Source organism: Roseovarius indicus (genome assembly GCF_008728195.1).
GTDB classification, from domain to species: domain Bacteria; phylum Pseudomonadota; class Alphaproteobacteria; order Rhodobacterales; family Rhodobacteraceae; genus Roseovarius; species Roseovarius indicus.
The window spans coordinates 3,822,576-3,848,469 of sequence record NZ_CP031598.1 but is presented as its reverse complement, the minus strand read 5'-3'; the positions used below and the strand labels follow the sequence as shown (position 1 = coordinate 3,848,469).

Below are 25,894 nucleotides of genomic sequence, written 5' to 3'. Positions count from 1 at the left end.
CGAGCGGCACTAACCTTTCACCGAAACAATTATCCTACTGTGAAGGGCCTGCAAAGCGTTGCAGCTCGACACCTGAGAGGCGCGATTATAGTGTTTCTCAGCCATATCAAGTGTAGAATGTCCAAGGATATCCCGGATGATTCCAACATGTGCCGGGTCAAGCTCGGCGATGGACGTTGCGACGATATGGCGGAATGCATGGGGCCGCAGTGGAAAACCAAGGTGCGTCTCCGTAAGTTTCCCGAACATGCGCGTGAAGCCCTCATAGGCGAAACGTTTTCCGTACTGATTGATCCAAAGCCCGGTCCCATCGTTTTCGCCCAACAAGACCGGTCTGTGGACGTCTAGGTATTCTTTCATCTGTGTAGTCAGCTTTTCAGGGAACGGGTAGTCACGAGTTCTGCCGTCTTTCATGTCCTCCTTGGGAAAATGCAGCGCGAAGCCGTGCGGCTTCACTAAGAGGTGCCTGTCTACGTCCATTGCAAGCAATGCACCTTTGCGAACCGGGCGTGCAATGAGAAAGCCTATGAGCAACGCGTCACGAAAATGGATAGCCCGCTTCTTCTCTGACAGGGCAGGGTCAGATTGGACCTCCGCCAGCCGACGAAGGCTCCAATCGAAAACTTGGTCCGCCGTCAGTGGGATAGGCTTCTTCAAGTTGGCGCTGTCCACCTTACGGGCCAGACGTTTTGCAACCCGGTGCAACCAATCCAAATCGTGTTTGGGTTCGGCGGCTCGCGCCAATATGCAGATATCCGTTACGAGGTTGTATACCGTTCGCGGCGCAAGGCGCAGCTGGCACTCCTTAATGTATTCCCCGATCAAATCAGGCCGCACCCGCGTGAGTGGCACTTCGAGCAAGGCCTGATCGTGATTGCGTGCCAAAAAGGAGAGCCACTGGCCATAGGCTTGACGCAACATCTGCTGCGAACCCGAACGCCAATGTGCCAGTTGCCCGGTGTCGTCAAAAAGGTCCGCTTCCTCGAACAGATAAGACCAGAGAGCCTTGTCAGGCAAAGGCCAATTGTCGAATTTCAGAACCAGCGGGATATCAGTCATTTTCGCATCCCCGCCATTTGGACAACACTGCCTCGTCATACCGTTTCACGGCAGCCTTGCTGCTGAAGCGCGCATAGAACGCCATCGTCGTATCGAGTTTCTTGTGCCCCAAAAACTGACGCACGGTTTCGAACTCGCCCGGATTGTGGTTCAGATACATCATGCCGCTAAAGTGCCGGAACAGGTGCGCATTCATTACCAAGCCGGTTTCTCGGTAGATCAGCCGCGAGATGTCCGGACCGAGGTTGTCCGGCGTCCGAGGACCCCCTCCTGACTTTTTGGGAAACAGAGCGGACCCCGGGTCATTGGACACGTGCTGCCTGAATTCAGACAGGTACGTTTCCAGGTGACGAGAGGGCTGCTCTCCCAAGACAAAATCCATCGGGTTACGGTTCTTCATCTCGCTGGCCGGAATATGCAACGTGTAAAGCTTGTGCTTTCCATCGCGGTGCACCGTAAGGTGCCGCTCAATGTCCAGCATCGAGATGTTCTTGATCCGCAAAGGACACACCAGGAGGATACTGATCGCCACGGCATGCATCGCGCGAAGCGGAGCACGCTTATGGGGGGAGTTTTCCTGCGCCCACTGCATCAATTCGTTGGGAAGCGTGACGAGCCGGGCGATGTTTCGCGGGTCATCAAACTGCGCAAGCCGCTCCATATTCTTATCGGTCATCCCGATCTGGACATCGCCAATCTTGGACTTGGCTTTTCGGATCAAGTTGACGATCTCATCCGGTGCCTTCACGTGGTACTTGGCGATGGCCTGAAGGGTCGAGAGAATGTTGCGTGTCGTTGCGGTAAGCTGGCCGCCTTGGCGCTCCTGGATTTTGTTGACGGCTGCCTTCATAACGTCAGGCCGCAAAGTGTGCGACAGATTTTCGAAGTCGGTCCGGTCGAAACCGTTCGAACAGGCGGCGTCCAAGAACTGGCGAACATGCGCTTCAATGTTGCGGAGGGAGGTTTCACTCAATGCCCTGTCCGGGCCCTCCTCATCCATGATGTCTGCGTGGCGGAGACGGTCGATATATTTTGCGAGATCGGCCCGCAGCGAAACCGGGTACTGGTTCAGCGGCGTCGCAATGTAACGGTCGGCTTTGGGCACCACCAAAGGGGTAAACGACAGATTGTTCTGTTTGATGACCGCATTCCAAGCGTAGCTGGTATCCTTGCGGATTTCTTTCGGGTTCTTCGTCAGAATACTGGCGTCAAGGTGAGCTTCGAACGCGCTCATCACGTCGTCGTTGACCTGATCCGGCTCGAGCCAATGACTGCAGCAGTAATCCACAAGCCGGGACAACTGGTTTCTCTGATGCTTGATGCTCGCGCTGTTCAGAAAACTCAACCAGGCATCGGTACGGTCTGCACTACGCCGTTGCCGGGGCGCGGCGCGAGTGAGGCGCAAAGCAAGTCCGAGATCGGATTTGATGTTCGACAGCCGCTTGGCCGTAATCCCGGCTTGCTTGGGGTGAACCTTCAAAAGGGCATCGCGCAGTGCGGGCACGTCAGCTTCGAGTTCGAAGGGCTGACGGCCGATCAGGTTCGCCGCGCAAGAGACTGCGGAAATCAGATCCCGTCGCTTGGTGGCGTCCAGCTTGGTATTGTCTTCAAGGCGATGGATAACCTCAGCCAAGTTGCGGGGGCCGACGTTGATTTCGATCATGGGTTGGTTCATTGGGGTGACCTTTTCAGGTTGCCGTGGCGCAGGACAGGTTTGGACGGATGCGCACATAGGCTGACAGATGCGGAAATTCGGGAAACCGTGCTTGTGAATTTGTAGCCAAAATTAGTGAACACAGTTTCCCGACATTTGGATTAGACGTTCCAGAACAGGACTTTAGCGGACGTGGCGTGCGCACGGCTGTATCGTTCACTCAGAAATGCTTCGATATCCTGCAAGCTGATACGCCACTGACGGCCGACCCGGTGGCCGGAAAGATCACCAACCGTGATCCAGCGGCGGACCGTGCGTTCATTGACCCCGAGCGTGTCGGCCACCTCTTTGATGCTGAAGAACACCTTCTTGCGCTTCGAGTTCATCATTGCTTGGCTCCATTCAATAAAACAGGTTGCGTGGACTACACGCCGTCTTCAGCCCCGTTCGCGAGGAGACTTTCAATGTCTTCCTCCCGCCAGACAGTGATACGGGGGCCAAGCTTGATGGGCTGCGGGAAACGACCCGATTTCACGCCTTCCCACCAAGTTGATTTGCCGACGGGGATCGGACCATTGGGCGCAATGATCTCCTGCACTCGGAGGAGACGCTTCGTTGTGATGCTGTTGGACATGATTGAACAACTCCGTAGTTTGTATACGGTGTTGTCGTAATTCGCCCTCAAGTGACCTTGGGCGAATTCGCTAAGCGAATTAGACTTTTTCCAAATTCGCACTCATTCGTCAAAATATTCCAAGACATTTGCTGACTCTTTTTCATCCAGCAAATCGTACGCCTCGCCGAGACGGGCTCGAACGGTTTCACGATCAAACTTGATGCCCAACTGCTCACCGAGCCTCACGATCTCCGAAGCTGCCGTTTGCCTGTTCAAGCTTGGACGGTAACCAAACTGCACCACAGCTATCGCGAACAGCATTTTCAGCAGCTTGTTGTATTTGTTGCTGTCACCGGAACTCAGTTTGCCCGGCGAATGCGTGGAATTTTCTTCTGATGCTGTAACCGCAGCGGAAGGCGCCTCAGGCACATCAAGACCAGCCCGGCGCGCAATCTCTAGGGCCTCCTGTGGAGAAACTCGGTAAGCCACATCTTCAGTTCGAAAATGAAACTGCAAAGCATCTTTTACGGCCTTACGTTTCTCGTCTTTAAGGTCCAATTCGACATCCGGTTCGATCTTTTTGACTTTCCAGTAATCAAGGCCGACGAATAAGTATTCGACTTCTTCCCAAGTCCAATATTTGGCGCGGGCCCATCTTTCCAAGTCGATACAAACGTCGGGTTCATCACTCATTCAATTCAATTCCACATTTTGATTACTGCAACCCGATGCAGTTCATGAAGTAGGGGTCCCATCTCAGAGCCTTCTTTACTCATTCCAGCAAGTGAATGCACAGCACGCGAACGCCAGACAAAACTCGCCTCTTTAAAATGGCCTATGCAAGATAGACTTCAACGGGGTTAGCGTCTCCGAACCTGCGCGTTTCAGACGCGCTAAGCTCCAATGTCGAAAATCGGTTTCACCAGATAAATCTAACCTTCAGATTTAACAGCGAAAATTCGGAATTTGTAGCCGTTTTCTGATACTGCTCTAACGTCTGATCAAGTTAGTTGGTCAGAAGTTGGCGTGTCCGGCATCGACAGCAACTTATGAGTTTTGCTGATCCCCCAAACGTTTTGATTGGGTCCGGCCTGTGGGCCGGACCGCAGAAAATTAGGCTGAAGCAGCTGATGGAAAGGCCAAGACATTTTCTCGCTCCGGGTCGGAGCCGTCCTCAGGCTCATGCTCCTCAGTGAGCTGCATGAGGGGCGCTATTACCGAACGCTCCCAGAGCGCATTCAGTCTTTCGTCCAAAGTTTCCTTCAGTTCAGGCCGTGTATCATCAAACCATGCCTGGAGGTGAGACTCGACACGGCCCTTGAAGCCAGGCCCCCTGCCCCATTCAGAGGAGCAGTCAGACCATACCGGGTCCTGTGTTAGTGGCGCTCGATAAATCTCCATCGCAATCTGCTGAGCACCCTCAAGGAAGGCCCGACGCGAAGCATCTGCTACCGCGCCGATCTGTTCAATCGAGTGCTTCGCAAGTGTAAGGTCCTCGTCAGCCGTCAACTCGTTGACGTGACCTTCTATCTTGGCAAACCAATCTCGCGACCGGAGACGTGCATCGCGTGCTGACCCAACTCCTACTTGGTGAACGATGTTGAGGCCATAGTATTCTCCACTTCGCCGCGTCGCCGCCCATAGCGTCGAGGCGTAGCGTACGCCTCGTACGGTGCTTAACGCCTCTTCGTATGCGTGCCGTTCTCTTGCTCCAAGCTTGCCGTTACCTCGAAGAAAGGTGTTCAGCCGCCGGGCGACCTCTTCAATTGCCGCAGTGACCGCGTGTTGCTCATGGTTCTCAATAATTTCGGTCGCTGCGGCACAGAGATCAAACAGGCGTTCTGACACAGTTGTTCGCATTCGTTCAAGCTGACCGAAAAGCTCCTCACGGACTTGCGATGCCTTGTCCATTTCGACATTGAAAAACAGCACTGAAACGCCGGACATCTCTTCCGCGTCGAGTTCTCCTGAGACCTGCATTTTCTTGAATTCGTAGCCTTCTTCGTCGCTCAACGCCTGGTCGCCCATGTCATCCTTCATTTCCCGCGCCTCACCTGATCGCGGAAGCGAAAGTATGGACACCTTCCCGGTATCAAACCGCTCGGAGAAAGTCTGCTTCATGTGTTGAAGAAGGGCCTTCGCGCTCGTACCCGGCGCATCGTTGAAGCGCGAGCAAAGCACAACGGAGGTGCGGGGATCCTTCAGACGGTGATCCAAGTCCTCACGAACCGCCACGTCATCGACACCCTTGGTGTCAACAACAGTGATCTCAAACTCTCCGAACGCTTTGCCGAAATCAGGAACAATTAGCGCAATGCTTCTTGGAAGCGGGACATCAGCCATTCTGCCGTTGTTCACTGCACGAAAGGTCTCGCGCATCCACTCAGAGGGGTGCTTTCGAGTGCCGCTCTCGTACCAGATTTCCGTATTCGTTCTTTCCGGCAGGTTCATGCTCCCAAGTATGCGGGCGCGGAATTCGTCCTCTCCTTGGCAATTGCGGATCAGCTCGTGAATTGGGTCGTGGTAGGTTGGCTTGCTCTCCACCATGGTCCGCTTTCGAACAAGGCCAGACATATTTCGGATCGCGCGCTCGACCTCGCGGCTCACCGCCGGGGTCTCAAACGTATCACCTTCGTTGCGATGAGCCGTAGCCCACTTCGCAGCGCAGAAGTCGGAGACAAGATCGGTCAAGTCCGCCTCATCCATTGGGATTACTGACAGACCAAACTCCGGCCCACTCTTTATGTGAACTTCGCAGATGGTCGTTCCACCTGCCCCCGTTTCAAGGACGGGCCTGTTAATGCTTCGGTCTTCAGCCTTTTCAGGAACCAGAAGGTCGAATACGAAACTGATTGCGGTGGACTTTCCGACGCCGATATCGCCGACAAAAGCAATGTTGTGCTTCAGACGGGTCAGGAAGCTGGATGCACGAAGAAGATCGCCTTTGCGACGTTCGAGTTGGCGGCGAAGAGGCCAAGGCTGTTCGTCGTCCCCGAGAAATTCTTCAATCTTCGCCAGTGTCTCTTCAGCGATTTCAAGCGAGGCTCGCTCAGGGTTCCAGAACGAAGGTGGCTCGATGAAGCTCCATTCAAAGTCTATGAAGCGAATGAACCCTTTCGCATCTTCCGAGCCAAGCTCGACTAGCGCGTTGAGCACACGCCTGATCTCCTCTGGCGCGACAACTTCGCCCTTTTCCATCCGCGAAAGGCGGCTCTGATCTACTCCCGCGATCTTTGCGACCTCTGACTGCGTAGCTCCAAGTGAAGCTCGAAGGCGCGCTACTGCACTCGCCGTCGCCGTGATCTGCATATCCAATTTAAATCCTCCAATATTTCCGCATGTACCCTGCATATATGCTGCTATTATGCAGACGCAAGTCTTTTTAGTGGATTTACTGGCAGATCGTTGCAGTCTTAGCCCAAAAAAGCTGAATAAAGAGCTCCACTGACGCGCACCAAACACCTGCTGTCACAGCTTATCGGTCAAAGTCGGCGGCCTCAGTCATCTCAACACACCCAGCGCTTTAAATGGGCCAACAGCCTGCGCAACTGGAACAGACGCCTCTTCAGCTTGCACCCCGTTGCAACTCATCAAGGAGGTCGGCCCACCATTGGGCCATCTCTACGCGCTCATCCCAGAACGCGCCGCGTGCATAGGCACGGCGAACCTCATTGCCTTCAATGTGCGCCAAGGCCCGCTCAATCGCGTCAGGGTTCCAGAGGCCGCTTTCATTCGCAAGAGAGGAGAACGTGGCCCTAAACCCGTGGGCCGTCATCTCGTCCTTTGAGAACCCCATCTTTCGCAGCGCCTGATTGAAGGTGTTCTCACTCAGCGGCTTCACCTTCAGGCTCTGTGACGGCAGCACCAGCGCATCAGGATGAGAGAGGGTCTTCAGTTCTTCAAGTATTTGCACGGCTTGCGAGGGCAGGGGCGCAACATGTTCCATCCTCGACTTCATGCGCTCTTCCGGAATAGTCCATTTGCCGTGTTCGAGATCAAACTCGTCCCATTTGGCCAAGCGCAACTCGCCCGGGCGCACGTGAAGGATTGCCAGTAGCCGGAGCCCCAATTTCACCACCCGGTAACCGGTGTACTCCTCTATGGCGACCAGCAGGTTCCCCAGTTGCTTCTTGTCTGTGATGGCGGCACGTGACTTCACACGTTTCCGGACCAACGCCCCCTTAAGTGCCACTGTCGGGTCGTTTGCAGTGACACCCGTTGCAATGGCGTAGCGAAACACCTCGCCGATGGTCGATCGCAGGCGACTGGCGGTTTCCAGATTTCCAGCTTGCTCCTGCTTCTTGAGAACGGCCAGTACTTCACTGGGCGTGATTTCCATGATCGGCCGTTTGCCAAGCTTTTCGTTAGCCATGTCGAGCAGCCATGACTTCTTCTTGATCGTCTGTTCGGCCTTGCCCTCGCGCCTGTTCTTGTCCAGCAGCTCCTCCGCCAGAACTTCGAACCGGCCACGTGCCGCAATTTCGGCAGCGAGCTTTCGTTCCTTCTTGACGGAGGCTGGGTCGATCCCTTCGAGGAGCAGCTTCTTGTCTCGGTCGCGCTTGTCCCTTGCTTCCTTCAAAGAAATCAAAGGGTACGGCCCGTAGGACATCAGCTTTTCTTTTCCCAATAAACGGTACTTGAAATGCCAGTGCTTCGATCCGTTTGGTTTTATGCGCGCACCGGGGTAGCGCGGACAAGGATTCCAATCTGACGCGGACAAGCATTCCGATTTAGCGCGGACAAGATTCCGGGGTTCGCGGACAAGATCGCGGAGCCCTTTGGCGGGGTGCTGAGCAATCACGTGGCGGGTAGCCTTTCGCTCTTTTGAGAGCGGGAGGGACCCAATGGCGAGATTGCCGATGAGGAAGATCAGAGAAGCCTTGAGGCTGCGCGCAAGCGGCCTGACGACCCGGGAGGTTGGCGACAGCATCGGCGTCGGCCGTACGTCGGTCAGCGAGTATGTCGGCCGGGCGGCGCGGGCGGGTTTGTCCTGGCCGCTGCCGGATGATCTGACGGATGCTGCGCTGGAAGCGTTGTTGTTCCCGGTCCCACCGCCAGATGCAGCTACCACCTACCCGAAGCCGGACTGGGCGCATGTGCATAGCGAGTTGCGCAGGCCCGGAGTGACCCTGTCGCTGCTCTGGGAGGAATACCGGGAGGCGCATCCCAAGGGCTATGGCTACAGCCGTTTTTGCGAGCTTTACCGCCGCTGGGAGGGCAGGCTGGCCCCGGTGATGCGCCAGCATCATGTGGCGGGCGAAGCGCTTTACGTGGACTACGCCGGGCAAACCTTCGAGATAGTGGACCCCGAGACTGGTGAGGTGCGCCAGGCCGAGTTCTTTGTCGCAGCCCTCGGCGCGTCGAACCTGACCTATGCCGAAGCCACCTGGACACAAGGCCTGTCCGACTGGATCGGCAGTCACACGCGAACCTTCGCATTCTTGGGCGGCGTGCCCACGACGGTGGTCTCGGACAATCTCAAATCCGGGGTCACCAAGGCCTGCTTCCACGATCCACAAATCAATCGCAGCTACGCCGACATGGCGGCACATTACGACACCGCCATCATCCCGGCCCGCCCGCGCAAGCCTCGCGACAAGGCCACAGTCGAGGTGGCCGTGCAGCTCGCGCAGAGGTGGATCCATGCGCGGCTGCGGAACCGGCGCTTTTCCTCGTTGGCGGAGTTGAACGCGGCGATCCGGGAGCTTCTGGAGCGCTTCAACAACCGGCGCACCCGTCATCTCGGGGCCAGCCGCCGGGAGCTGTTCGAACAGATCGAACGCCACGCCCTCCAGCCGCTTCCGCTGGAGCCATACGAGTTCGCGGAATGGCGCTGCCGCAAGGTGGGGCTCGACTACCACGTCGAGATCGACCGGCATTATTACTCGGTGCCCCACACCCTGCTGAAGGCCGAGGTCTGGGCGCGCATCACCAGTCGGACTATCGAGATATTCCATAAAGATCAGCGCGTTGCCTCGCATGTCCGGACATCGGGCAACCGCAAGCACACTACGGTGATGGATCACATGCCGTCCAATCACCGAGCCTATGCCGATTGGACCCCGGAGCGCCTGTGCCGGTGGGCGTCCAAGGTCGGCCCCAACACGGCATCCCTCGTCGAGGTCATCATGCGCGAACGCAAACACCCCGTGCAGGGGTTCCGCGCCTGCCTGGGCATCCTGCGGTTGTCCAAGGGATACGCGGCAACCGAGTTTGAAGCGGCCGCAAATTACGCGCTCACCATCGGCGCCCATTCCTACGGCTCCCTGCAATCCATCCTGAAGAACAAGAGATATCGCCGGGCCCCGGATCGGCCCGCAGAGGAACCGGCGATCACCCACCCCAACATTCGCGGCGCCGATTATTTCCACTGAGAAAGGATACACATGCTTGATCATCCAACCCACGACCTGCTGCGCCAGCTCAAGCTGGACGGCATGGCGGACGCTTTCACCGAACTGCAATCCCAGGACAGCGCCGCCGACATGGGCCATGCCGAATGGCTCGGCCTCCTGATCGACCGGGAGGTGGCGAACCGCACGACCAAGCGGTTCCAGTCCCGGCTGCGCGCCGCCAAGCTTCGTCACGGTGGCGCTTGCGTCGAAGATGTCGATTTCCGCGCCGCGCGCCGCCTCGACAAGGCTTTGTTCCAACAGCTCGCCGCTGGCCGATGGATCAAGGAAAAGCGCAACCTGCTGATCACCGGCCCCTGTGGGGTCGGCAAAACTTGGTTGGCCTGCGCCTTGGGACAAAGAGCCTGCCGCGACAACGCCACCGTGATCTACAAGCGCCTGCCGAGGCTGTTTTCGGAACTGCAACTGGCGCATGACGATGGACGCTTCCCACGCATGTTCCGCCAGCTTGTCAAAGCGGACTTGCTCATTCTCGACGACTGGGGGCCGGAACGCATGACCGCGCCACAGCGCCGGGATATGATGGAAATCATCGAGGATCGATACGGGTCCGGCGCAACGCTGGTCACAAGCCAGCTGCCGGTCGATGCCTGGCACAACATCATCGACGAACCGACTTTCGCGGACGCTATCCTGGATCGCCTGATCCACAATGCGCACAGATTGCCTCTCGATGGCCCGTCGATGCGCAAGACCCGCGATGCCCCCGCGACCAAAACCGTTGACGAACAAACCGACACCTGAGATGTCAAATCAAACGCTCAGCATCCCGCGCGAACTTTGTCCGCGCACCCCGGAATGACTGTCCGCGTGCCGTTGGAATGGCTGTCCGCGAAGCCCGGAATGCGCAGTTTTACCCAAATGAAGAGACCATTCGAGTCGGCCTTCTTGTAAGGGCGGTCCAAAGGCTTCAATTTTTTCAGGGCGATATCGGTCAGAGGCATGCCAAATACTAGCAATTTGGCACCCCGAATTCTACCCCCATGTTTCTTGGCTTGAGGCGGACAAACGCGGAACATGCTGGACAACCAATAGCAGAAACTATTGATTTATCGGACCTTTAGGACGTCGCTGGACTATCTTGGAAGTTGTAATGGTGCCCGGGGGCGGAATCGAACCACCGACACGAGGATTTTCAATCCACTGCTCTACCCCTGAGCTACCCGGGCACGGGGAACGGCGGGGCCGTTCGGGTGGAGGCGTTCTAGGCGAGGTTTGCTGGGGTGTCCAGAGGGAATTCGCGGCAATTTCAGTGTGGTTTGCTGTCGGGCCGGTTGAGCTCGTCGATGGCGCGCTCGGCGTCTTCGGGGTCGTCCGAGGGCACCGCGTAATCGCCGCTGATCCACTTGCCCAGATCGATGTCGGCGCAGCGTTTCGAGCAGAAGGGGCGGTAGCGTTTGTCGGTGGGATTCGCGCAGATCGGACAGGTCATGAGAGCACCTCGGAGAGTGGGACGCGGTCGCGTTTGCGCTGGAGCTCGAAATGGCCAAGCGGGGTCCAGCCGGCGAGGGCGGTTTCGGTGGCATCCTGGCGGAAGGCGGCGCGCAGGGTGGTTTCGAACTGGCGGCGGTCCTTCTTGCCCATCGGCGCGAGGTCGAGGGTGATCTGGCCGCCCAGGCCCCGCAGGCGAAGCTGGCGGGGGAGGTCCTTGGCCGCGGCGAGGTTGGCCTTGAGGCCCGCGGCGGGGGAGGTGTCGCCGCCGGTGTTGACGTCGACCGCCACCAGCGCGCGGGTGGGCTCGATATAGAACGACGCGCCGCCGGTGAGTTTGGCGAGGGACGTTTGAAGCTCGTCCAGCGCGTCGAGCACGCCGTGGGCCTCGAAGGCATCGGGCGTGTCGGCAAGCGTGGCCTCCATGACCCAGTCGCGCCAGGCGAGCTCGTGCGGGCCGTCGCCTTCGGTGAGTTTCTCGGGCTCGCCGGCGCGGTCGGCGGTGACCTGTTCGGCGAGGGCCACCATGGCGCGGATATCCTCGGCGATGGCGTCGGGGTCGGCCTCGGCGCAGGAGGAGCGCAGGATCAGGCCCATGTCGGACCCGCCCATTTCCTCGTGGGCGATGACGAGGAGGTTGTCGCGGATGTCGTCGTCGCGGATCTGGCGGGACACGTTCAGGCCGGGCGCCTCGGGGGTGACGATGGCGTAGCGGCTCTTGAACAGGAGCTTGGAGGAGACCGGCACCGCCTTGCCCGGCTCGGCATAGCCCGTGACCTGCACGAGGATCGGCTCGCCCGGGGCAAGCCCCTTGACCTGGCGCAGGAAGACGGGGCCGTCGGGGGATTGCAGGGACATGCCGCCCTGGCCCTTCATCGGGCGGTCGGCGCGGGCGCGGTAGATGGCGCCGGGGCGGGGGCGGTCGCTGTCGATGAGCAGGTCGGTGAGGCGGCCGTCCTCGATGAGGGCGGCGGCGTCGCGGCCCTTCACGGTGCCAAGGGCGATGACGGTGCCTTTCATGGCGTTCCTTTCCAGATCGGGTGGCCCGCGGCGCGCAGGAGGTTAGCGGTCTCGGACAGTGGCAGGCCCACGACCGCGGTGAAGGAGCCCTGAATCCACGGGATCAGCGCGCCTGCGGGGCCCTGGATGCCATAGCCGCCCGCCTTGCCCTGCCAGTCGCCGGTGGAGAGATAGCCTGCGATCTCGTCCTCCGAGAGGCGCTTCATGCGCACGGCGGTGACGACATCGCGCTCCCACAGCCGGTCGCCGCGTTTCACGGCGACGGCGGTGATGACCTTGTGGCGGCGGCCCGACATGAGGCGGAGGAACTCCGCCGCCTCAGCCTCGTTTTCGGGTTTGCCGAGGATGCGCCGGCCCACCGCGACGGTGGTATCGGCGCAGAGCACGGTGTCGTCGGCATCGGCCGTGACAGCCGCCGCCTTTTCACGCGCGATGCGCACGCAGTAGGGGCGGGGCAACTCACCCTTGAGGGGTGTTTCATCGATCTCGGGCGGGCGGACGTCATCGGGTGACAGCCCGAGCTGCGCCAATAGCTCAAGGCGCCGCGGACTGCCCGATCCGAGGATGAGTTTCATTGATTTTCAGACGCTTACTTGAAGCGGTAGTTGATCCGACCCTTGGTCAGATCGTAGGGGGTCATCTCGACCTGCACCTTGTCGCCAGCCAGAACACGGATGCGGTTCTTGCGCATCTTCCCTGCCGTGTGTGCGATGATTTCATGGCCATTCTCAAGCTCGACCCGAAACGTCGCATTCGGCAGGAGTTCCTTCACGACACCGGGAAATTCGAGCGTATCTTCCTTGGCCATGACTTCTCCATTGTTGATCGCCCCGCCAGTTCGCGGAACGTTGCTTACATGATCCTATTTGCCCCTTTTTTCAAGGGTTTTATCAGCGCAGCCGTTCAGCCGTGACAAAGGTGTCGCGCCCGTCTTGTTCGGCCCAGTGGGTGCGGCCCAGAACGCCGCCGTCGGCGCGGACATGGGCGATGGCGGCCGGGTCGACCTCGGCATAGGTCCAGCCGGGCTGGCCCAGCGTGCCCTCCGAAATGACGCCGGTTTGCGGGAAACCGGTGTCCGGCGGGCCGAAAACGCCGCCCATGCCGATGCTGGCGTCGACATGCGGGCACCACGGCGCCTCGCCCACGGTCGAGGACATGACGGTGACGCATTGGGTCTCCAGCGCGCGGGCCATCGACCCGATGCGGACGCGGGAATAGCCGGCCAGCACCTCGGTGCAGGAGGGCACGAGGATCAGGTCGGCATCGTGCAGGGCGCGGCCGAAGAGGGGGAATTCCGAATCGTAGCAGATCAGGATGCCGATCTTGCCGAGCGCCGTGTCGAAGAGGTGCAGGGGCCCGCCGCCGACCACGTCCATCCCGTCGCGTTCGTAGCGGGTCATGATCTGCTTGTCCTGGTGGCCCATCGCCCCGGTGGGGGTGAAGAAGTGGGCGCGGTTGACCGGGCGGGGGCTGATGGCGGGGTCGTAGACCGTGGCCGAGGCCGCGCAGATATGTACCTTGTACTTGGTGGCCAGGTCGGCATGCAGCGCGTTGGCGTCGTCCATCCGGTCTGAGACGGCGATCATCGAGTTCTCCTCATGCGCCGCGGTCTCGGCGCCGGCCAGGGTGGTCAGCTCCATCGCGCCGTATTCGGGGAAGAGCAGAAGCTCGGCGCCATTGCCGGCGGCTTCGGCGACCCAGCCTTCGATCTTGGCGGCGTAGTCGGCCCAGCTTGCGAGGAAATCGAGCGGATAGGCGGAGGTGGCGATTTTCATGGGGTCATCATTCCGGTGAAGGAGGGGAGGTGCGACAGGTTTAACCGGATCGCGGCGGCAGATGCCAGAGGGTGCGTGCCGGGCCGGGCGTCAGTCGCCCTTGCCGCAGAACAGGTCGTAGACAACTTCGAGCACTTTTTTCGGGCGATCGTCGGCGAGGCTGTAATAGATCGTCTTGCCCTCGCGGCGGGGCACGACGAGCCCCTCGATGCGCAGGCGCGAGAGCTGTTGCGACACGGCAGCCTGGCGGGCGGAGAGCAGGCGTTCCAGCTCGGTCACCGATTTCTCACCGGTGACGAGATGGCACAGGATCATCAGCCGCCCCTCATGGCTGATTGCCTTGAGGAAATTTGCGGCCTCCTGGGCGTTTTCTGCCATCTGCGCCTTGTCTTCGGCGCTGAGCGATTCATCAAGTATTGGAAGTGCCATCGTGTCTTTTTCGTAAAGCTGGCCATTATCTAGTGTGTTCGGGGGCGATGTGCAAAACCGATGTGCAGCCATGCGCCGGCAATGGGCTGAAATTGCCACAGGATGCCTGCCGTTTGACCAGCTGGCCGGGGGCGTGGCCGCCCGACGGGCCATCCGAATTTGCCGGGCGGCACTTGCAGCGCCCTAGGCTCACCACTAAGACTCTCTTAGCACCTGATCCTTTAAGGATCGGACACCCAAGCAGGCAGGCGGATTATGAAAGACCCATTCGAAGTATACATGAACACGCTCGTGCCCATGGTCGTGGAACAGACCAGCCGGGGCGAACGCGCCTACGACATCTTCTCGCGCCTCCTGAAGGAGCGGATCATCTTCGTCAGCGGCCCGGTTCACGACGGCATGTCGAGCCTGATCGTGGCGCAGCTTCTGCACCTCGAGGCGGAGAACCCGTCGAAGGAAATCAGCATGTACATCAACAGCCCCGGTGGCGTGGTCACCAGCGGCCTGTCGATCTACGACACGATGCAGTATATCAAGCCCAAGGTCAGCACGCTGGTTATCGGGCAGGCGGCGAGCATGGGCTCGCTTCTGCTGACCGCGGGCGCCAAGGGCATGCGCTTCTCGCTGCCCAACAGCCGAATCATGGTGCACCAGCCCTCCGGCGGGTACCAGGGCCAGGCGACGGATATCATGATCCACGCCGAGGAAACGCTGAAGCTGAAGCGGCGGCTGAACGAGATCTACGTCAAGCATACCGGCCAGACCCTGAAGAAGGTCGAGGACGCGCTTGAGCGTGACAACTTCATGGACCCCAGCGAGGCGAAAGCCTGGGGCCTGATCGACGATATCGTCGAAAACCGGGTCAAGGGGCCCGACGACGACGAGTGATCGGCGGGAATGCCGGCGAAAGGGGCAGGGCCATTTTTCACATTGAGGTGGGGGTGGCTCTGTCTTAAGCTGGCGTGAAAGCGAACGGAAGATATGGGGCGGGGACGCCTCCGAAGTCGGCGGGGCGCGGCCCGAAAGGTTACGAATGGCGAATAATTCCAACGGCGACAGCAAGAACACCCTCTACTGCAGCTTTTGCGGAAAAAGCCAGCATGAGGTGCGAAAACTGATTGCCGGGCCGACCGTGTTCATCTGCGACGAATGTGTCGAGCTGTGCATGGACATCATCCGTGAAGAGACCAAGAGCGCCGGCCTGAAGTCGAGCGAGGGCGTTCCGACGCCGCGCGAGATCTGCGATGTTCTTGACGATTACGTGATCGGCCAGGCGATGGCGAAGCGGGTTCTCTCGGTCGCGGTGCACAACCACTACAAGCGGCTGAACAACTCGGGCAAAAGCGATATCGAGTTGCAGAAGTCGAACATCCTGCTGATCGGCCCGACTGGCTGCGGCAAGACGTTGCTGGCGCAGACGCTGGCCCGAATACTGGATGTACCCTTCACCATGGCCGACGCGACCACGCTGACCGAAGCCGGTTACGTGGGCGAGGATGTGGAGAACATCATCCTCAAGCTGCTGCAGTCGAGCGAGTACAACGTCGAACGCGCGCAGCGCGGCATTGTCTATATCGACGAGGTCGACAAGATCACCCGCAAGAGCGAGAACCCCTCGATCACCCGCGACGTGTCGGGCGAGGGGGTGCAGCAGGCGCTTCTGAAGCTGATGGAAGGCACGGTCGCCGCGGTGCCGCCGCAGGGCGGGCGCAAGCATCCGCAGCAGGAATTCCTGCAGGTGGACACGACCAACATCCTGTTCATCTGCGGCGGGGCGTTTGCCGGGCTCGACAAGATCATCTCGCAGCGCGGCAAGGGCAGCGCGATGGGCTTCGGCGCCGATGTGCGTGACGTGGATGCCCGCGGGATCGGCGAGGTCTTCACCGATCTGGAGCCGGAAGACCTTCTGAAATTCGGGCTGATCCCGGAATTCGTCGGCCGCCTGCCGGTGATCGCGACGCTGGAAGATCTCGACGAAGAGGCGCTTGTCACCATCCTGACCGAGCCGAAAAACGCGCTGGTCAAGCAATACCAGCGCCTGTTCGAGCTGGAAGATGCGCAGCTGACCTTTACCGACGACGCGCTGAAGGCCATTGCCAAGCGCGCCATTGCCCGCAAGACCGGGGCACGCGGCCTGCGGTCGATCCTGGAAGACATCCTGCTCGACACGATGTTCGAGCTGCCGGGCATGGAGAGCGTCGAGGAAGTGGTCGTCAACGAAGAGGCCGTCACATCCGACGCGGCCCCGCTGATGATCTACGCGGATGCCAAGAAGGAAGGCACCAGCGCCGGCTAAGCGTTTGCTACACGGAAGAGATTTCGAAAGGCCCCGACGAGACAATCGCCGGGGCCTTTTCGATTCCGGGTGCTGGGGCGAATGAGAGTTATTATCATTAGCGAATTCAACACCTTGAGCGTTCATCTTTCCCCCTGTATGGCCATCGCGAACGAAGGGGAACGCCATGTCTGACGCGCTGAAACTGGCACTGGGCAGTCTCGTGATCGGCTGTATCGTCCTGTGCCTGAAGGTGCTGGCATGGTGGATCACTGGCTCGGTGGCGCTGTTGTCGGACGCGCTGGAAAGCACGGTGAACCTCGCCACGGCCTTTGCCGCGCTCGTGGCGATCCAGGTCGCGGCGCGGCCGCCGGATGCGAACCACCCGTTCGGGCATCACAAGGCCGAGTATTTCAGCGCCGTTCTGGAAGGGGTGATGATCATCATCGCCGCGCTCTTCATCCTGCGCGAGGCCTATGACGGGTTTTTCAGCCCCCGGGCGCTGGATGCGCCGCTCGAAGGGCTGCTGATCAACGGCGCGGCCACGGTTGTGAACGCGGTATGGGCGGCGGTGCTGGTCCGGCGGGGGCAGGCCCTGAAATCGCCCGCGCTGGTGGCCGATGGCAAGCACCTGTGGACGGATGTCGTCACCTCGGCCGGGGTGGCGGCGGGTGTGCTGATGGCGATGCTGACCGGGTGGTGGCTGCTCGACCCGCTGATGGCGGCGCTGGTCGCGGTGAACATCCTGTGGTCGGGCTCGCGCGTGGTGAAGGCATCGCTCAGCGGCCTGATGGACGAGGCGGTGCCGGAAGAGACGCTGGCTCTTGTCCGCGACGTGATCTCGACCGAGGCGAGCGGCGCGGTCGAGGCGCATGACCTCAGAACGCGCCATGCCGGCAGCGTGACTTTCATCGAATTCCACCTCGTCGTGCCCGCCGAGATGACCGTCTATGACGCGCACGAGATCTGCGACCGGGTGGAGGAGGCGATCGGCAAGGCGGTGCCGGATACCCGCGTGACCATCCATGTCGAGCCCGAGCACAAATCGAAGCATACCGGGATCGTGGTTCTGGACTGAGCCGCCCAATCGCCGGGCAGGGCCGGAAAACCCGGCCTTGGGCACTGGACCTTTGCCCTCATATGCGCCATATCGGAGGGAACCATCACCGGAGGGTTTCATGGGGCTCATCAACACGCTTCTGCGCGCCGTGACATGGTGGAACGGGGCCACGCTCAACACGCTGATCTACACCTCGCGCAAGGGCGTGAAGGTGGGGGAAGACGAGCAGGGCAACATCTTCTACCGCAACCACGATGATAAGAAACGCTGGGTGATCTTCAACGGCGAGGCCGAGGCGAGCCGGGTCAGCTCCGACTGGCATGGCTGGCTGCACTATACCTACAAAGAACCGCCGACCGAGAAGCCGCTGACCCACAAGAAATGGGAAAAGCCGCACGAGGAAAACCTCACCGGCACCGCGCTGGCCTATGCGCCCGCGGGATCGATTCGGAAGCCCGAACCGGCCGTGCGGCGCGACTACGAGGCGTGGAGCCCGGAATAAGGGCCTCCCCCCGGGTCGAGGAAAGGCAAACGCATGTCCACGGAACACACGACGGAAGTTCTGGTTGGCGGCGCCGTCCTGGCGGTGGCGGTCGGCTTCATGGTCTATGCGGGCCAGGTCACCGGGTTTTCCGGCGGCCAGCCGGAATATGCGCTCAGCGCCAGCTTCCGCAGCGCCGATGGCGTGAATGTCGGCACCGATGTGCGGCTGGCGGGGGTCAAGGTGGGCCGGGTCACCGAGATTGCGCTCGACGCGGAGACCTATCGCGCGTCGACGGTCTTTTCCGTGCGTGAGGGGATCGACGTGCCCGAGGACAGCGCCGTGGCCATTTCTTCCGAGGGGCTGCTGGGCGGCAACTATGTCGAGATCCTGCCGGGCGGCTCGCCCTTCTATCTCGAGCCGGGCTCGGAGATCGAGTTCACCCAAGGGTCGGTCAGCCTTGTCAGCCTGCTGATGAAATTCGTGGCCGGCGACGAGGAGGCCTCTGCCGAATGATCCGGATCGTGACGGGCGCCGTGCTGGCCGGCCTTTTGGCCTTGGCCGCCACGGCGCAGGAAAATGCCGTGGAAATCGGCACGGGCGCCGTGCTGCGTGGGCTCGACAAGGTCAATGCGAGCGTTACCGACATGGATCTGCAAAGCGGGCAGAGCACCGAGTATGGCCGCCTGACCGTGCAACTGAACGAGTGCCGCTATCCCGAGGGGGATGCGGCGGGCGATGCGTTCGCCTTCCTCACGATCACCGATACCGCCAGCGAGACCGAGCTGTTTTCCGGCTGGATGGTGGCCTCGTCCCCGGCGCTCAACGCGCTGGAGCATCCGCGCTATGACGTCTGGGTGCTGCGCTGCAAGACCGCCGGGTGAGACGCCGGGTCGAACGGCGTGGACAGGATCGACACATCCCGTTCCAAGGCATCGTGCAGCAGGGCGCGATAGCGCGCGCGTGAGATTTCGACCGCGCCGAGCGAGGCGAGGTGCGGGGTGATGAACTGCGTGTCGAAGAGCGTGAAGCCGCAGGCGCCGAGGTGGTGCGTGAGATGCGCCAGCGCCAGTTTCGACGCATCTGTGCGCCGCGAGAACATGCTTTCCCCGAAGAACGCCCCGCCAAGGGCCACGCCATAGACACCGCCCGTCAGCCGGCCGTCGTGCCGGATCTCGAGCGAATGGGCATGGCCAAGCGCATGCAGCGCGTTGTAGAGGCCGGCGATTTCCCCGCTGATCCAGGTTTCCTCCCGATCGGCACAGGCGGCGACCACGCCGTCGAAATCGGCGTTGAGCGTCACCTCGTAGCCGCCCCGGCGCATGCGCCGGGCCAGCGAGCGGGAGATGTGGAAGCCGTCGATCGGAAGGATGCCCCGGCGGCGCGGGTCGACCCAGAAGATTTCCGGGTCGTCGCGCGATTCGGCCATCGGGAAGATGCCCGAGGCGTAGGCCCCGAGGATCAGCTGGGGGCTCAGGACGGCGCCTTCGTCCTTCATGGCTGCACCCGGGCGGGTTTGGGGGCGCTGCCCCCGACGTTGAAATCCCCGGGGATTTCAACGCCTCCCCCGGGATATTTCAGGCCAGAAGAAGCTGGGGGCGCGGCGGCCGGCAGGCCGGGCGCGCGGGGGAGAGGTGTCAGCCGCGCAGGTTGGTTTCCAGCCATTTTTCGAGCCAGTGGATGTTATAGGCGCCGGTGTGAATGTCTTCTTCCTGCAAGAGCGCATGGAAGAGCGGCACGGTGGTGTCGACCCCGTCGACGATCAGCTCGCCAAGCGCCCGGTTGAGACGGGCCAGCGCCGATTGCCGGTCGCGGCCATGCACGATCAGCTTGGCGATGAGCGAGTCGTAATAGGGGGGGATGGTGTAGCCGTCGTAGAGCGCCGAATCCATCCGCACGCCCAGACCGCCCGGCGCGTGGAACTGGGTGATCTTGCCGGGGCGCGGCGAGAATTCGGGCAGTTTCTCGGCGTTGATCCGGACCTCGATGGCGTGGCCGTTGATCTGCAGGTCTTCCTGCGTGAAGGACATCGGGTAGCCTTCGGCGACGCGGATCTGTTCCTGCACGAGGTCGACGTCGAAGATCGCCTCGGTGACCGGGTGCTCGACCTGAAGGCGGGTGTTCATCTCGATGAAGTAGAACTCGCCGTTCTCGTAGAGGAACTCGATCGTGCCGGCGCCGGCATAGTTGATGCGGGCCACGGCGTCGGCGCAGATCTTGCCGATGCGATCGCGCTCCTCGGCCGAGATCGCGGGGCCGGGGGCCTCTTCGAAGACCTTCTGGTGGCGGCGCTGAAGCGAGCAGTCGCGCTCGCCCAGGTGAACCGCGCGGCCCTTGCCATCGCCGAAGACCTGGATCTCGATATGGCGCGGCGTGGTGAGGTATTTCTCGATATAGACCTCGTCATTGCCGAAGGCGGCCTTGGCCTCGGACCGGGCGGTGAGGAAGGCCTGTTCGAGCCCGGCGGCATCGCGGGCGACCTTCATGCCGCGGCCGCCGCCGCCGGCGGTGGCCTTGACGATGACCGGGTAGCCGATCTCGGCGCAGAGCTTCTTGGCCGCATCGACGTTGGGCACCCCGCCCTCGGAGCCGGGGACGCAAGGAACACCGAGGTCCTTCATCGTGTCCTTGGCGGTGATCTTGTCGCCCATGATGCGGATATGCTCGGCCGTGGGGCCGATGAAGGTCAGGTCATGGTCCTCGACGATCTGCACGAAATTGGCGTTCTCGGAGAGAAAGCCGTAGCCCGGGTGAATGGCCTGGGCGCCCGTCACCTCGCAGGCGGCGATGATCGAGGGGATCGACAGGTAGCTGTCGGAGCCCGGCGGCGGGCCGATGCAGACGCTTTCGTCGGCCATGCGCACATGCATCGCGTCGGCATCCGCCGTCGAGTGCACGGCGACCGACTGGATGCCCATCTCGCGGGCGGCGCGGATCACGCGAAGGGCAATCTCGCCCCGGTTGGCCACAAGGATCTTGTCGAACATGGGGGCGGCCTTATTCGAGGATGATGAGCGGGGCGCCGTATTCGACGGCGGCGCCGTCTTCGACGAGGATGCGCTTGACGGTGCCGGCGCGGGGCGCGGGGATGTGGTTCATCGTCTTCATCGCCTCGACGATCAGCACGGTGTCGCCCTCGGAGACCTTGTCGCCCACCGAGACGAAGGGCGGGGCGCCCGGCTCGGCCTGCATGTAGACGGTGCCGACCATCGGCGAGGTCACGGCGCCGGGGTGGCTGGCCGGGTCCTCGCCCGGGCCGGTGTCGGCCGCGGCGGACGCTGCCGGGGCTGCCGGCGCGTGGGGGGCCGGGGCGGCGGGGGCCGGAGATGCGGCCACCTGCGTGACCACCTCGGTCTTGCGGCTGACGCGGACATTCAGGCTGTCATTGTCGCCGTATTCCCGCTTGACCTGCAATTCGGTCAGGTCGTTGTCGTTGAGCAGTTCCGCCAGAGCGCGGATGAATTCCACATCGGTGTCGTGGGTTTTGTTCGCCATCTCAGTCCTCGACCAGAAGCAACCGTTCAACGGTCGCATGTTTTTGCCGCTTATAGGGGAACCCGAAGGGCGAGAAAAGCGGCGCTTTGCGTGTAAAGGTGGGGCAAGGCGGAAGAAATTGCGAGAGGAAACGCGAAAAATTGCTGACGTGGGGGCAGGGCGGGCGGCATTGCCGGCGTCAAAGCGGCATGCCGGAGAGCTTTGCCACCAGTTCGGCCAGTTTGCGCGCCTGGAACTTTTCCAGCAGGCGGGCGCGGTAAACCTCGACCGTGCGGTAGGACAGGTCGAGCTCGAGCCCGATCTCCTTGGAGGTCAGGCCGCGGCAGGTGAGAATGGCGACCTCGCGCTCGCGCTGGGTCAACTCGACGATGGGTCGCTCGTCGGAGAGGTCGGCGAACGACCAGATGCCGCGCGCGAACGGGTCGTCGGGGGTCAGCGACTGGCCCCGCACCCGGCACCAGAACAGGTCGCCGTCGCGCCGCTTCATCACCCGTTCGTCGTGATAGGTGCCGGTGACGCGCATCGCCTTGAGGCTGCGTTCGCCGATGCGGCGGTAATCCTCGATCGAGGGGTAGTAATGGGCCAGCGGGATGCCGGCATACTCTTCCGGAGCACCGCCGAAGATGGCGGCGAACTGGCGGTTGCACTGGCGGATGATGCGGTTCTCGAGCACCGCCAGCCCCACCGGCGCGTGGTCGAAAGCCATGTCCTTGATGTCCATGCGCGCACTATGCCCCGGCGGTGGGGGAAGGCCAAGCGGGCATGCGTGGTTCTACGGAATTGATTGCCGGGCGGGGCGGTGGTTTGGTGGCGCCGGAAACATGCGAGGGAGGAGATCCATGAACATCGGTCTGTGGCTGATGCGGACGGCGCAGGCGCGCGGGGGGGAAACGGCCATTTTCAAGGGGGCCGAACCGGTGACGGATTACGCCGGCTTCCACGAGCGCGCGGCGCGGCTGGCCGGGTGGTTGGCCGAACAGGGCATCGGGCCGGGCGACCGGGTCGGGATCTTCATGAAGAACTGCCCCGAGTTTTTGTTTGCGTTCTATGGCGTCTGGTATGCCGGGGCGGCGGTGGTTCCGATCAACGCCAAGCTGCACGGGCGCGAGGCGGCGTGGATCCTTGGCCATTCGGGGGCGAAGATGTGCTTTGCCACGCCCGGCCTGGCCGAGGCGCTGGGCGAGGCCGGGGTCGAGGCAGAGGTGGTCGACACCACCGGTGCGGGCTTTGCCGGGGCGATGACGGCCGCGCCGGTCGAGGCGCCGGCGCCGCGGGCGCAGGACGATCTGGCGTGGCTTTTCTATACATCCGGCACCACGGGGCGGCCCAAGGGGGTGATCATCACTCACCGTATGCTGGCCGCCATGTCGCTGACCTATCTGGCCAGCGTCGACCCGGTGACGCCGCAGGATGCCACGCTTTACGCCGCTCCGATGAGCCATGGAGCCGGGCTCTACACTCCCGTGCATGTGCTGATGGGCGCGCGGCACGTCTGCCCCGTCTCGGGCGGGTTCGAGCCGGGTGAGATTTTCGAGCTGGCGAAGACCGTTGGCAACCTGCACCTGTTCGCCGCGCCGACGATGATCAAGCGGATGACGCAGGCGGCGAAGGCGCAAGGCGTCAGGGGCGAGGGGCTGCGCAGCATCGTCTATGGTGGCGGGCCCATGTACGTGGCCGATATCGTCGAGGCGACGGAGGTGTTCGGCCCGGTCTTCCTGCAGATCTACGGGCAGGGCGAGGCGCCGATGGGGATAACCTCGCTGACAAGGGCCGAGGTGGCCGACCGCACGCATCCGCGCTGGCGGGAAAGGCTGGGGTCGGTCGGGCGCGCGCAGGCGGGCGTCGAGGTGATGATCGGCGATGAGGAGGGGAACCCCTGTGCCGTGGGCGAGCCCGGCGAGATCATGGCGCGCGGCGACGTGGTGATGCCGGGCTACTGGGAGAACCCGGAAGGCACGGCCAAGACGCTGAAGGACGGCTGGCTGATGACCGGCGACGTGGGCACGATGGATGCGGACGGGTACGTGACGCTGCAGGATCGCTCGAAGGATGTCATCATCTCGGGGGGCACCAATATCTACCCCCGCGAGGTGGAGGAATGCCTGCTGATGCACGGATCGGTCAGCGAGGTCTCGGTGGTGGGCCGGCCCGACCCGGAATGGGGGGAGGACGTGGTTGCCTTCGTGGTTTGCGACGGTGCGTTGGACGAGGCGGCGCTCGATGCGCATTGCCGCGAGAATATCGCGCGGTTCAAGCGGCCCAAGGCCTATGTCGCCGTGCCGGAGCTGCCGAAGAACAATTACGGCAAGGTGCTGAAGACCGAGTTGCGGAAGATGCTGGAGGAGGAGACGGCAAATGACTGACCTGACAGGGAAAACGGCGTTGGTGACGGGCTCGGTGCAGGGCATCGGGCTGGGCGTGGCCGAGGCGCTGGCGGGTGCCGGTGCGCGGATCGCGGTGCATGGCATCGCGGGCGACGCGCAGATCGAGGAGGTCTGCACGCATCTCAAGAGCCTCGGCGCGCCGGAGGCGGAGTTCTTCCACGGCGACCTGCGCGACCCGGCGCAGATCACCCACCTGATGCAGGCCGTGGCCGACTGGGGCGGGGCCGATATCCTCGTGAACAACGCGGGCATACAGCACACCGCGCCCTTGGCCGACATGCCGCATGACATGTGGCAGGCGATCATCGCGGTGAACCTGTCGGCGGCGTTCTACACCATGCAGGCCGCGCTGCCCCTGATGGCCGAGCGGGGCTATGGCCGGGTGGTCAACATCGCCTCGGTGCAGGGGCTGATCGGGTCGGTGAACAAGGGGCCCTACGTGGCGGCCAAGCATGGGATCATCGGGCTTTCAAAGGTGGCGGCGCTGGAATATGCCGCCGCCGGCAGCAAGGAAAGCGGTGGCGTGACGGTGAACTGCATCTGCCCCGGCTGGACCGAGACGACGCTGATCACCCCCCAGATCGAGGCCCGCGCGCAGGAGATAGGCGGCGACCGCGCGGCGGCGGTGGCCGACCTGCTGTCGGAAAAGCAGCCGTCGAAGCGCACCTCGGACCCCAGGGAAATGGGCGCGCTGGCGCTGTGGCTGTGCGACCCGATCGCGCATAACGTGACGGGCACGGCCATTCCGGTCGATGGCGGGTGGACGACGCAGTAGGCGTTACGCCTCGGGCTTGGGTTCGAGCAGCTCGACCTCGACGAAGGCGCATTCGAAGTCGTTGCCGTTGATGACGTCATGCTCGACGCCCAGCTCGCGGAAGTAGGGCACGCCGTTCTGCATGGGCGCGGTGACCCGCTCGCCATTGCCGAGGTCGATTTCGAGCACCCCGTCGAAGAGGGGCACCACCACGTAGTCGTACTCGTGACGGTGCCAGCCGGTGTTGTCGCCGGGCTTGGCAAAGCGCCATTCGGTGACGCGGACGCGGGCGTTGTCGATCATGACGGTGGGTTTGGCCGAGCCGGTTTCAGAGCACATTGGGCGGTCCTTCCTTTGACTTGGGGGCAGCTTAGGCAGCCTTGGCGCCGGGCGGAAGGACCGGTGCGTGAAAAAAGGGCCGCGGGTCTTGTGACGCCGCGGCCCGAGTGTCGCTCCATTGGCATGGGAAGCCCCGGGGCGAATCCTGGTTAACGAAAGGTTAATCGGGGTGGAAATCGTCGGGCGTGCAGCCTGCCGCGAGGCTGGCGGCGATCCAGTTGATCGAAATGCTCTCGCCCCGTTCGGCCAGCCATGCCGCCTGAAGCCGGTAGGCGGGCAGTTCCTGTTGGCCGGGGCAGTACCAGTGCCGGGCCGTGGCCTGCCGGTGGTGGGTGAGTTCGTGCAGCAGGACGCTCACGTCCTGCGGGTTGCGCATCGACCACGGGCGGACAAGGAAAATGGTTTGCGTGTCAGGGTCGTAGAGGCCGCGGCGGGTCGAGCCAAGCCGCCCGCCGCCATTCGACATGGCCCGCGCCTGCTGGGGCGAAATCAGGCGGATGCGCGGTGCGGTCTCGCGGGCCGGGTAGGGGCTTTCGGCGTCGAGCCAGTGGTCGAGCGTATGGATGAGGTCGGGCAGAGAGGTAGCAAGCTGCCAGTCGGGCCGCGGCTCGGCGGCGTGGGTGGTGGTTGGGCCGAGGCCCAGGCACAGGGCAATAGCCATCTGGGCGATCCGCGATCGCGCGAACCGGGGCAGGGGTTGCATGGCACC

General features: G+C 62.0%; 30 protein-coding genes and 1 tRNA gene. 10 read left to right on the top strand and 21 right to left on the bottom strand.

The genetic code is table 11. The features are described from left to right. Window positions 1-9: 9 nt before the first annotated feature. The 7 genes from RIdsm_RS18550 to RIdsm_RS18520 form a co-directional block, all read right to left on the bottom strand. Window positions 10-1,059 carry a site-specific integrase gene (locus RIdsm_RS18550; protein WP_057821877.1) on the bottom strand — a complete coding sequence of 350 codons (1,050 nt, stop codon included), beginning with the start codon at window positions 1,057-1,059 and terminating at the stop codon, window positions 10-12. After that, window positions 1,052-2,722, bottom strand: coding sequence for a tyrosine-type recombinase/integrase (locus tag RIdsm_RS18545; protein WP_160325918.1), 1,671 nt, complete (start codon window positions 2,720-2,722; stop codon window positions 1,052-1,054). The genes RIdsm_RS18550 and RIdsm_RS18545 overlap by 8 nt, the downstream gene beginning before the upstream one ends. Window positions 2,723-2,874: 152 nt before the next feature. Further along, entirely contained in the window at window positions 2,875-3,102 is a 228-nt protein-coding gene (locus tag RIdsm_RS18540; protein WP_082647577.1) for a helix-turn-helix domain-containing protein, read from the bottom strand. Between the two features lie 35 nt (window positions 3,103-3,137). Then, complete coding sequence (locus RIdsm_RS18535; RefSeq protein ID WP_057821884.1) at window positions 3,138-3,347, bottom strand: helix-turn-helix transcriptional regulator; 210 nt, start codon at window positions 3,345-3,347, stop codon at window positions 3,138-3,140. A gap of 102 nt (window positions 3,348-3,449) precedes the next feature. Then, the gene (locus tag RIdsm_RS18530) at window positions 3,450-4,022 is read right to left on the bottom strand and encodes a hypothetical protein (protein ID WP_143100585.1); all 573 of its coding nucleotides are present in this window, start codon (window positions 4,020-4,022) and stop codon (window positions 3,450-3,452) included. A gap of 420 nt (window positions 4,023-4,442) precedes the next feature. Continuing rightward, the gene (locus RIdsm_RS18525) at window positions 4,443-6,638 is read right to left on the bottom strand and encodes a helix-turn-helix domain-containing protein (protein WP_057821888.1); all 2,196 of its coding nucleotides are present in this window, start codon (window positions 6,636-6,638) and stop codon (window positions 4,443-4,445) included. A gap of 256 nt (window positions 6,639-6,894) precedes the next feature. Continuing rightward, complete coding sequence (locus tag RIdsm_RS18520; protein ID WP_083414365.1) at window positions 6,895-8,259, bottom strand: tyrosine-type recombinase/integrase; 1,365 nt, start codon at window positions 8,257-8,259, stop codon at window positions 6,895-6,897. Here RIdsm_RS18520 and istA point away from each other — a divergent pair. Further along, the gene (gene istA, locus RIdsm_RS18515) at window positions 8,174-9,703 is read left to right on the top strand and encodes an IS21 family transposase (RefSeq protein ID WP_151175227.1); all 1,530 of its coding nucleotides are present in this window, start codon (window positions 8,174-8,176) and stop codon (window positions 9,701-9,703) included. The two genes, RIdsm_RS18520 and istA, sit on opposite strands and share 86 nt — an antisense overlap. 12 nt (window positions 9,704-9,715) lie before the next feature. Then, window positions 9,716-10,486, top strand: a complete 771-nt coding sequence (istB, locus tag RIdsm_RS18510; protein WP_151175226.1) for an IS21-like element helper ATPase IstB — start codon at window positions 9,716-9,718, stop codon at window positions 10,484-10,486. 17 nt (window positions 10,487-10,503) lie between these two features. On the opposite strand, the gene RIdsm_RS30395 is transcribed toward istB, so the two are convergent. From RIdsm_RS30395 to RIdsm_RS18475, 8 genes are all read right to left on the bottom strand, one after another. Beyond that, window positions 10,504-10,686 (bottom strand): DUF4102 domain-containing protein, encoded by a 183-nt coding sequence (locus RIdsm_RS30395; RefSeq protein ID WP_177228464.1) that lies wholly within the window; start codon window positions 10,684-10,686, stop codon window positions 10,504-10,506. 150 nt (window positions 10,687-10,836) lie between these two features. Continuing rightward, window positions 10,837-10,911, bottom strand: a tRNA-Phe gene (locus RIdsm_RS18505). A gap of 80 nt (window positions 10,912-10,991) precedes the next feature. Beyond that, window positions 10,992-11,174, bottom strand: a complete 183-nt coding sequence (locus RIdsm_RS18500; protein WP_057819754.1) for a DNA gyrase inhibitor YacG — start codon at window positions 11,172-11,174, stop codon at window positions 10,992-10,994. Then, window positions 11,171-12,193, bottom strand: coding sequence for a ribonuclease E/G (locus RIdsm_RS18495; RefSeq protein WP_057819756.1), 1,023 nt, complete (start codon window positions 12,191-12,193; stop codon window positions 11,171-11,173). Before RIdsm_RS18495 ends, RIdsm_RS18500 begins: the two co-directional genes overlap by 4 nt. Further along, window positions 12,190-12,768, bottom strand: a complete 579-nt coding sequence (locus tag RIdsm_RS18490) for a Maf family protein (RefSeq protein ID WP_057819758.1) — start codon at window positions 12,766-12,768, stop codon at window positions 12,190-12,192. The genes RIdsm_RS18495 and RIdsm_RS18490 overlap by 4 nt, the downstream gene beginning before the upstream one ends. A gap of 14 nt (window positions 12,769-12,782) precedes the next feature. Continuing rightward, on the bottom strand, window positions 12,783-13,001 hold the full coding sequence (gene infA, locus RIdsm_RS18485; protein ID WP_005978431.1) for a translation initiation factor IF-1: 219 nt from the start codon (window positions 12,999-13,001) through the stop codon (window positions 12,783-12,785). An 82-nt stretch (window positions 13,002-13,083) separates the two neighbouring features. Continuing rightward, window positions 13,084-13,968 carry a carbon-nitrogen hydrolase family protein gene (locus tag RIdsm_RS18480; RefSeq protein WP_057819760.1) on the bottom strand — a complete coding sequence of 295 codons (885 nt, stop codon included), beginning with the start codon at window positions 13,966-13,968 and terminating at the stop codon, window positions 13,084-13,086. Window positions 13,969-14,058: 90 nt separating this feature from the next. Beyond that, window positions 14,059-14,397 (bottom strand): ArsR/SmtB family transcription factor, encoded by a 339-nt coding sequence (locus tag RIdsm_RS18475; protein ID WP_057819762.1) that lies wholly within the window; start codon window positions 14,395-14,397, stop codon window positions 14,059-14,061. Window positions 14,398-14,652: 255 nt separating this feature from the next. Here RIdsm_RS18475 and RIdsm_RS18470 point away from each other — a divergent pair, with 255 nt between their 5' ends. The 6 genes from RIdsm_RS18470 to RIdsm_RS18445 all read left to right on the top strand — a co-directional run bounded on the left by RIdsm_RS18470 (window position 14,653) and on the right by RIdsm_RS18445 (window position 19,097). Continuing rightward, entirely contained in the window at window positions 14,653-15,285 is a 633-nt protein-coding gene (locus RIdsm_RS18470; protein ID WP_057819764.1) for an ATP-dependent Clp protease proteolytic subunit, read from the top strand. A gap of 145 nt (window positions 15,286-15,430) precedes the next feature. After that, window positions 15,431-16,693 (top strand): ATP-dependent Clp protease ATP-binding subunit ClpX, encoded by a 1,263-nt coding sequence (gene clpX, locus RIdsm_RS18465; protein WP_057819766.1) that lies wholly within the window; start codon window positions 15,431-15,433, stop codon window positions 16,691-16,693. Window positions 16,694-16,859: 166 nt separating this feature from the next. Further along, the gene (locus RIdsm_RS18460; protein WP_057819768.1) at window positions 16,860-17,750 is read left to right on the top strand and encodes a cation diffusion facilitator family transporter; all 891 of its coding nucleotides are present in this window, start codon (window positions 16,860-16,862) and stop codon (window positions 17,748-17,750) included. 100 nt (window positions 17,751-17,850) lie between these two features. Continuing rightward, window positions 17,851-18,234, top strand: coding sequence for an NADH:ubiquinone oxidoreductase subunit NDUFA12 (locus RIdsm_RS18455; RefSeq protein ID WP_057819770.1), 384 nt, complete (start codon window positions 17,851-17,853; stop codon window positions 18,232-18,234). Window positions 18,235-18,267: 33 nt separating this feature from the next. Continuing rightward, complete coding sequence (gene mlaD / locus RIdsm_RS18450) at window positions 18,268-18,729, top strand: outer membrane lipid asymmetry maintenance protein MlaD (protein ID WP_057819772.1); 462 nt, start codon at window positions 18,268-18,270, stop codon at window positions 18,727-18,729. After that, on the top strand, window positions 18,726-19,097 hold the full coding sequence (locus RIdsm_RS18445; protein WP_143100560.1) for a DUF2155 domain-containing protein: 372 nt from the start codon (window positions 18,726-18,728) through the stop codon (window positions 19,095-19,097). The genes mlaD and RIdsm_RS18445 overlap by 4 nt, the downstream gene beginning before the upstream one ends. Here the strand turns inward: RIdsm_RS18445 and aat are convergent. The 4 genes from aat to RIdsm_RS18425 all read right to left on the bottom strand — a co-directional run bounded on the left by aat (window position 19,058) and on the right by RIdsm_RS18425 (window position 22,423). Further along, a complete protein-coding gene (gene aat, locus RIdsm_RS18440) occupies window positions 19,058-19,711 on the bottom strand; it encodes a leucyl/phenylalanyl-tRNA--protein transferase (protein ID WP_057819774.1) in 654 nt (217 codons plus the stop codon). The genes RIdsm_RS18445 and aat overlap by 40 nt on opposite strands. Window positions 19,712-19,850: 139 nt before the next feature. After that, on the bottom strand, window positions 19,851-21,200 hold the full coding sequence (accC, locus tag RIdsm_RS18435) for an acetyl-CoA carboxylase biotin carboxylase subunit (protein WP_057819776.1): 1,350 nt from the start codon (window positions 21,198-21,200) through the stop codon (window positions 19,851-19,853). Window positions 21,201-21,210: 10 nt separating this feature from the next. After that, window positions 21,211-21,708 (bottom strand): acetyl-CoA carboxylase biotin carboxyl carrier protein, encoded by a 498-nt coding sequence (accB, locus tag RIdsm_RS18430; RefSeq protein WP_057819778.1) that lies wholly within the window; start codon window positions 21,706-21,708, stop codon window positions 21,211-21,213. Between the two features lie 178 nt (window positions 21,709-21,886). Next, on the bottom strand, window positions 21,887-22,423 hold the full coding sequence (locus tag RIdsm_RS18425) for a helix-turn-helix domain-containing protein (RefSeq protein WP_057819997.1): 537 nt from the start codon (window positions 22,421-22,423) through the stop codon (window positions 21,887-21,889). A gap of 124 nt (window positions 22,424-22,547) precedes the next feature. Between RIdsm_RS18425 and RIdsm_RS18420 the strand changes: the two genes are divergently transcribed. Both RIdsm_RS18420 and RIdsm_RS18415 read left to right on the top strand, forming a co-directional pair. Then, window positions 22,548-24,071 carry a class I adenylate-forming enzyme family protein gene (locus RIdsm_RS18420; protein WP_057819780.1) on the top strand — a complete coding sequence of 508 codons (1,524 nt, stop codon included), beginning with the start codon at window positions 22,548-22,550 and terminating at the stop codon, window positions 24,069-24,071. Next, on the top strand, window positions 24,064-24,867 hold the full coding sequence (locus RIdsm_RS18415; RefSeq protein WP_057819782.1) for a 3-hydroxybutyrate dehydrogenase: 804 nt from the start codon (window positions 24,064-24,066) through the stop codon (window positions 24,865-24,867). The genes RIdsm_RS18420 and RIdsm_RS18415 overlap by 8 nt, the downstream gene beginning before the upstream one ends. Before the next feature lie 3 nt (window positions 24,868-24,870). Here RIdsm_RS18415 and RIdsm_RS18410 read toward each other — a convergent pair whose 3' ends face one another. Together RIdsm_RS18410 and RIdsm_RS18405 are read right to left on the bottom strand one after the other, a co-directional pair. After that, window positions 24,871-25,185 carry a cupin domain-containing protein gene (locus RIdsm_RS18410; protein WP_057819784.1) on the bottom strand — a complete coding sequence of 105 codons (315 nt, stop codon included), beginning with the start codon at window positions 25,183-25,185 and terminating at the stop codon, window positions 24,871-24,873. Between the two features lie 160 nt (window positions 25,186-25,345). After that, window positions 25,346-25,888: a DUF6647 family protein gene (locus RIdsm_RS18405; RefSeq protein WP_057819786.1), complete on the bottom strand. Its 543-nt coding sequence runs from the start codon at window positions 25,886-25,888 to the stop codon at window positions 25,346-25,348. Window positions 25,889-25,894 lie beyond the last annotated feature (6 nt).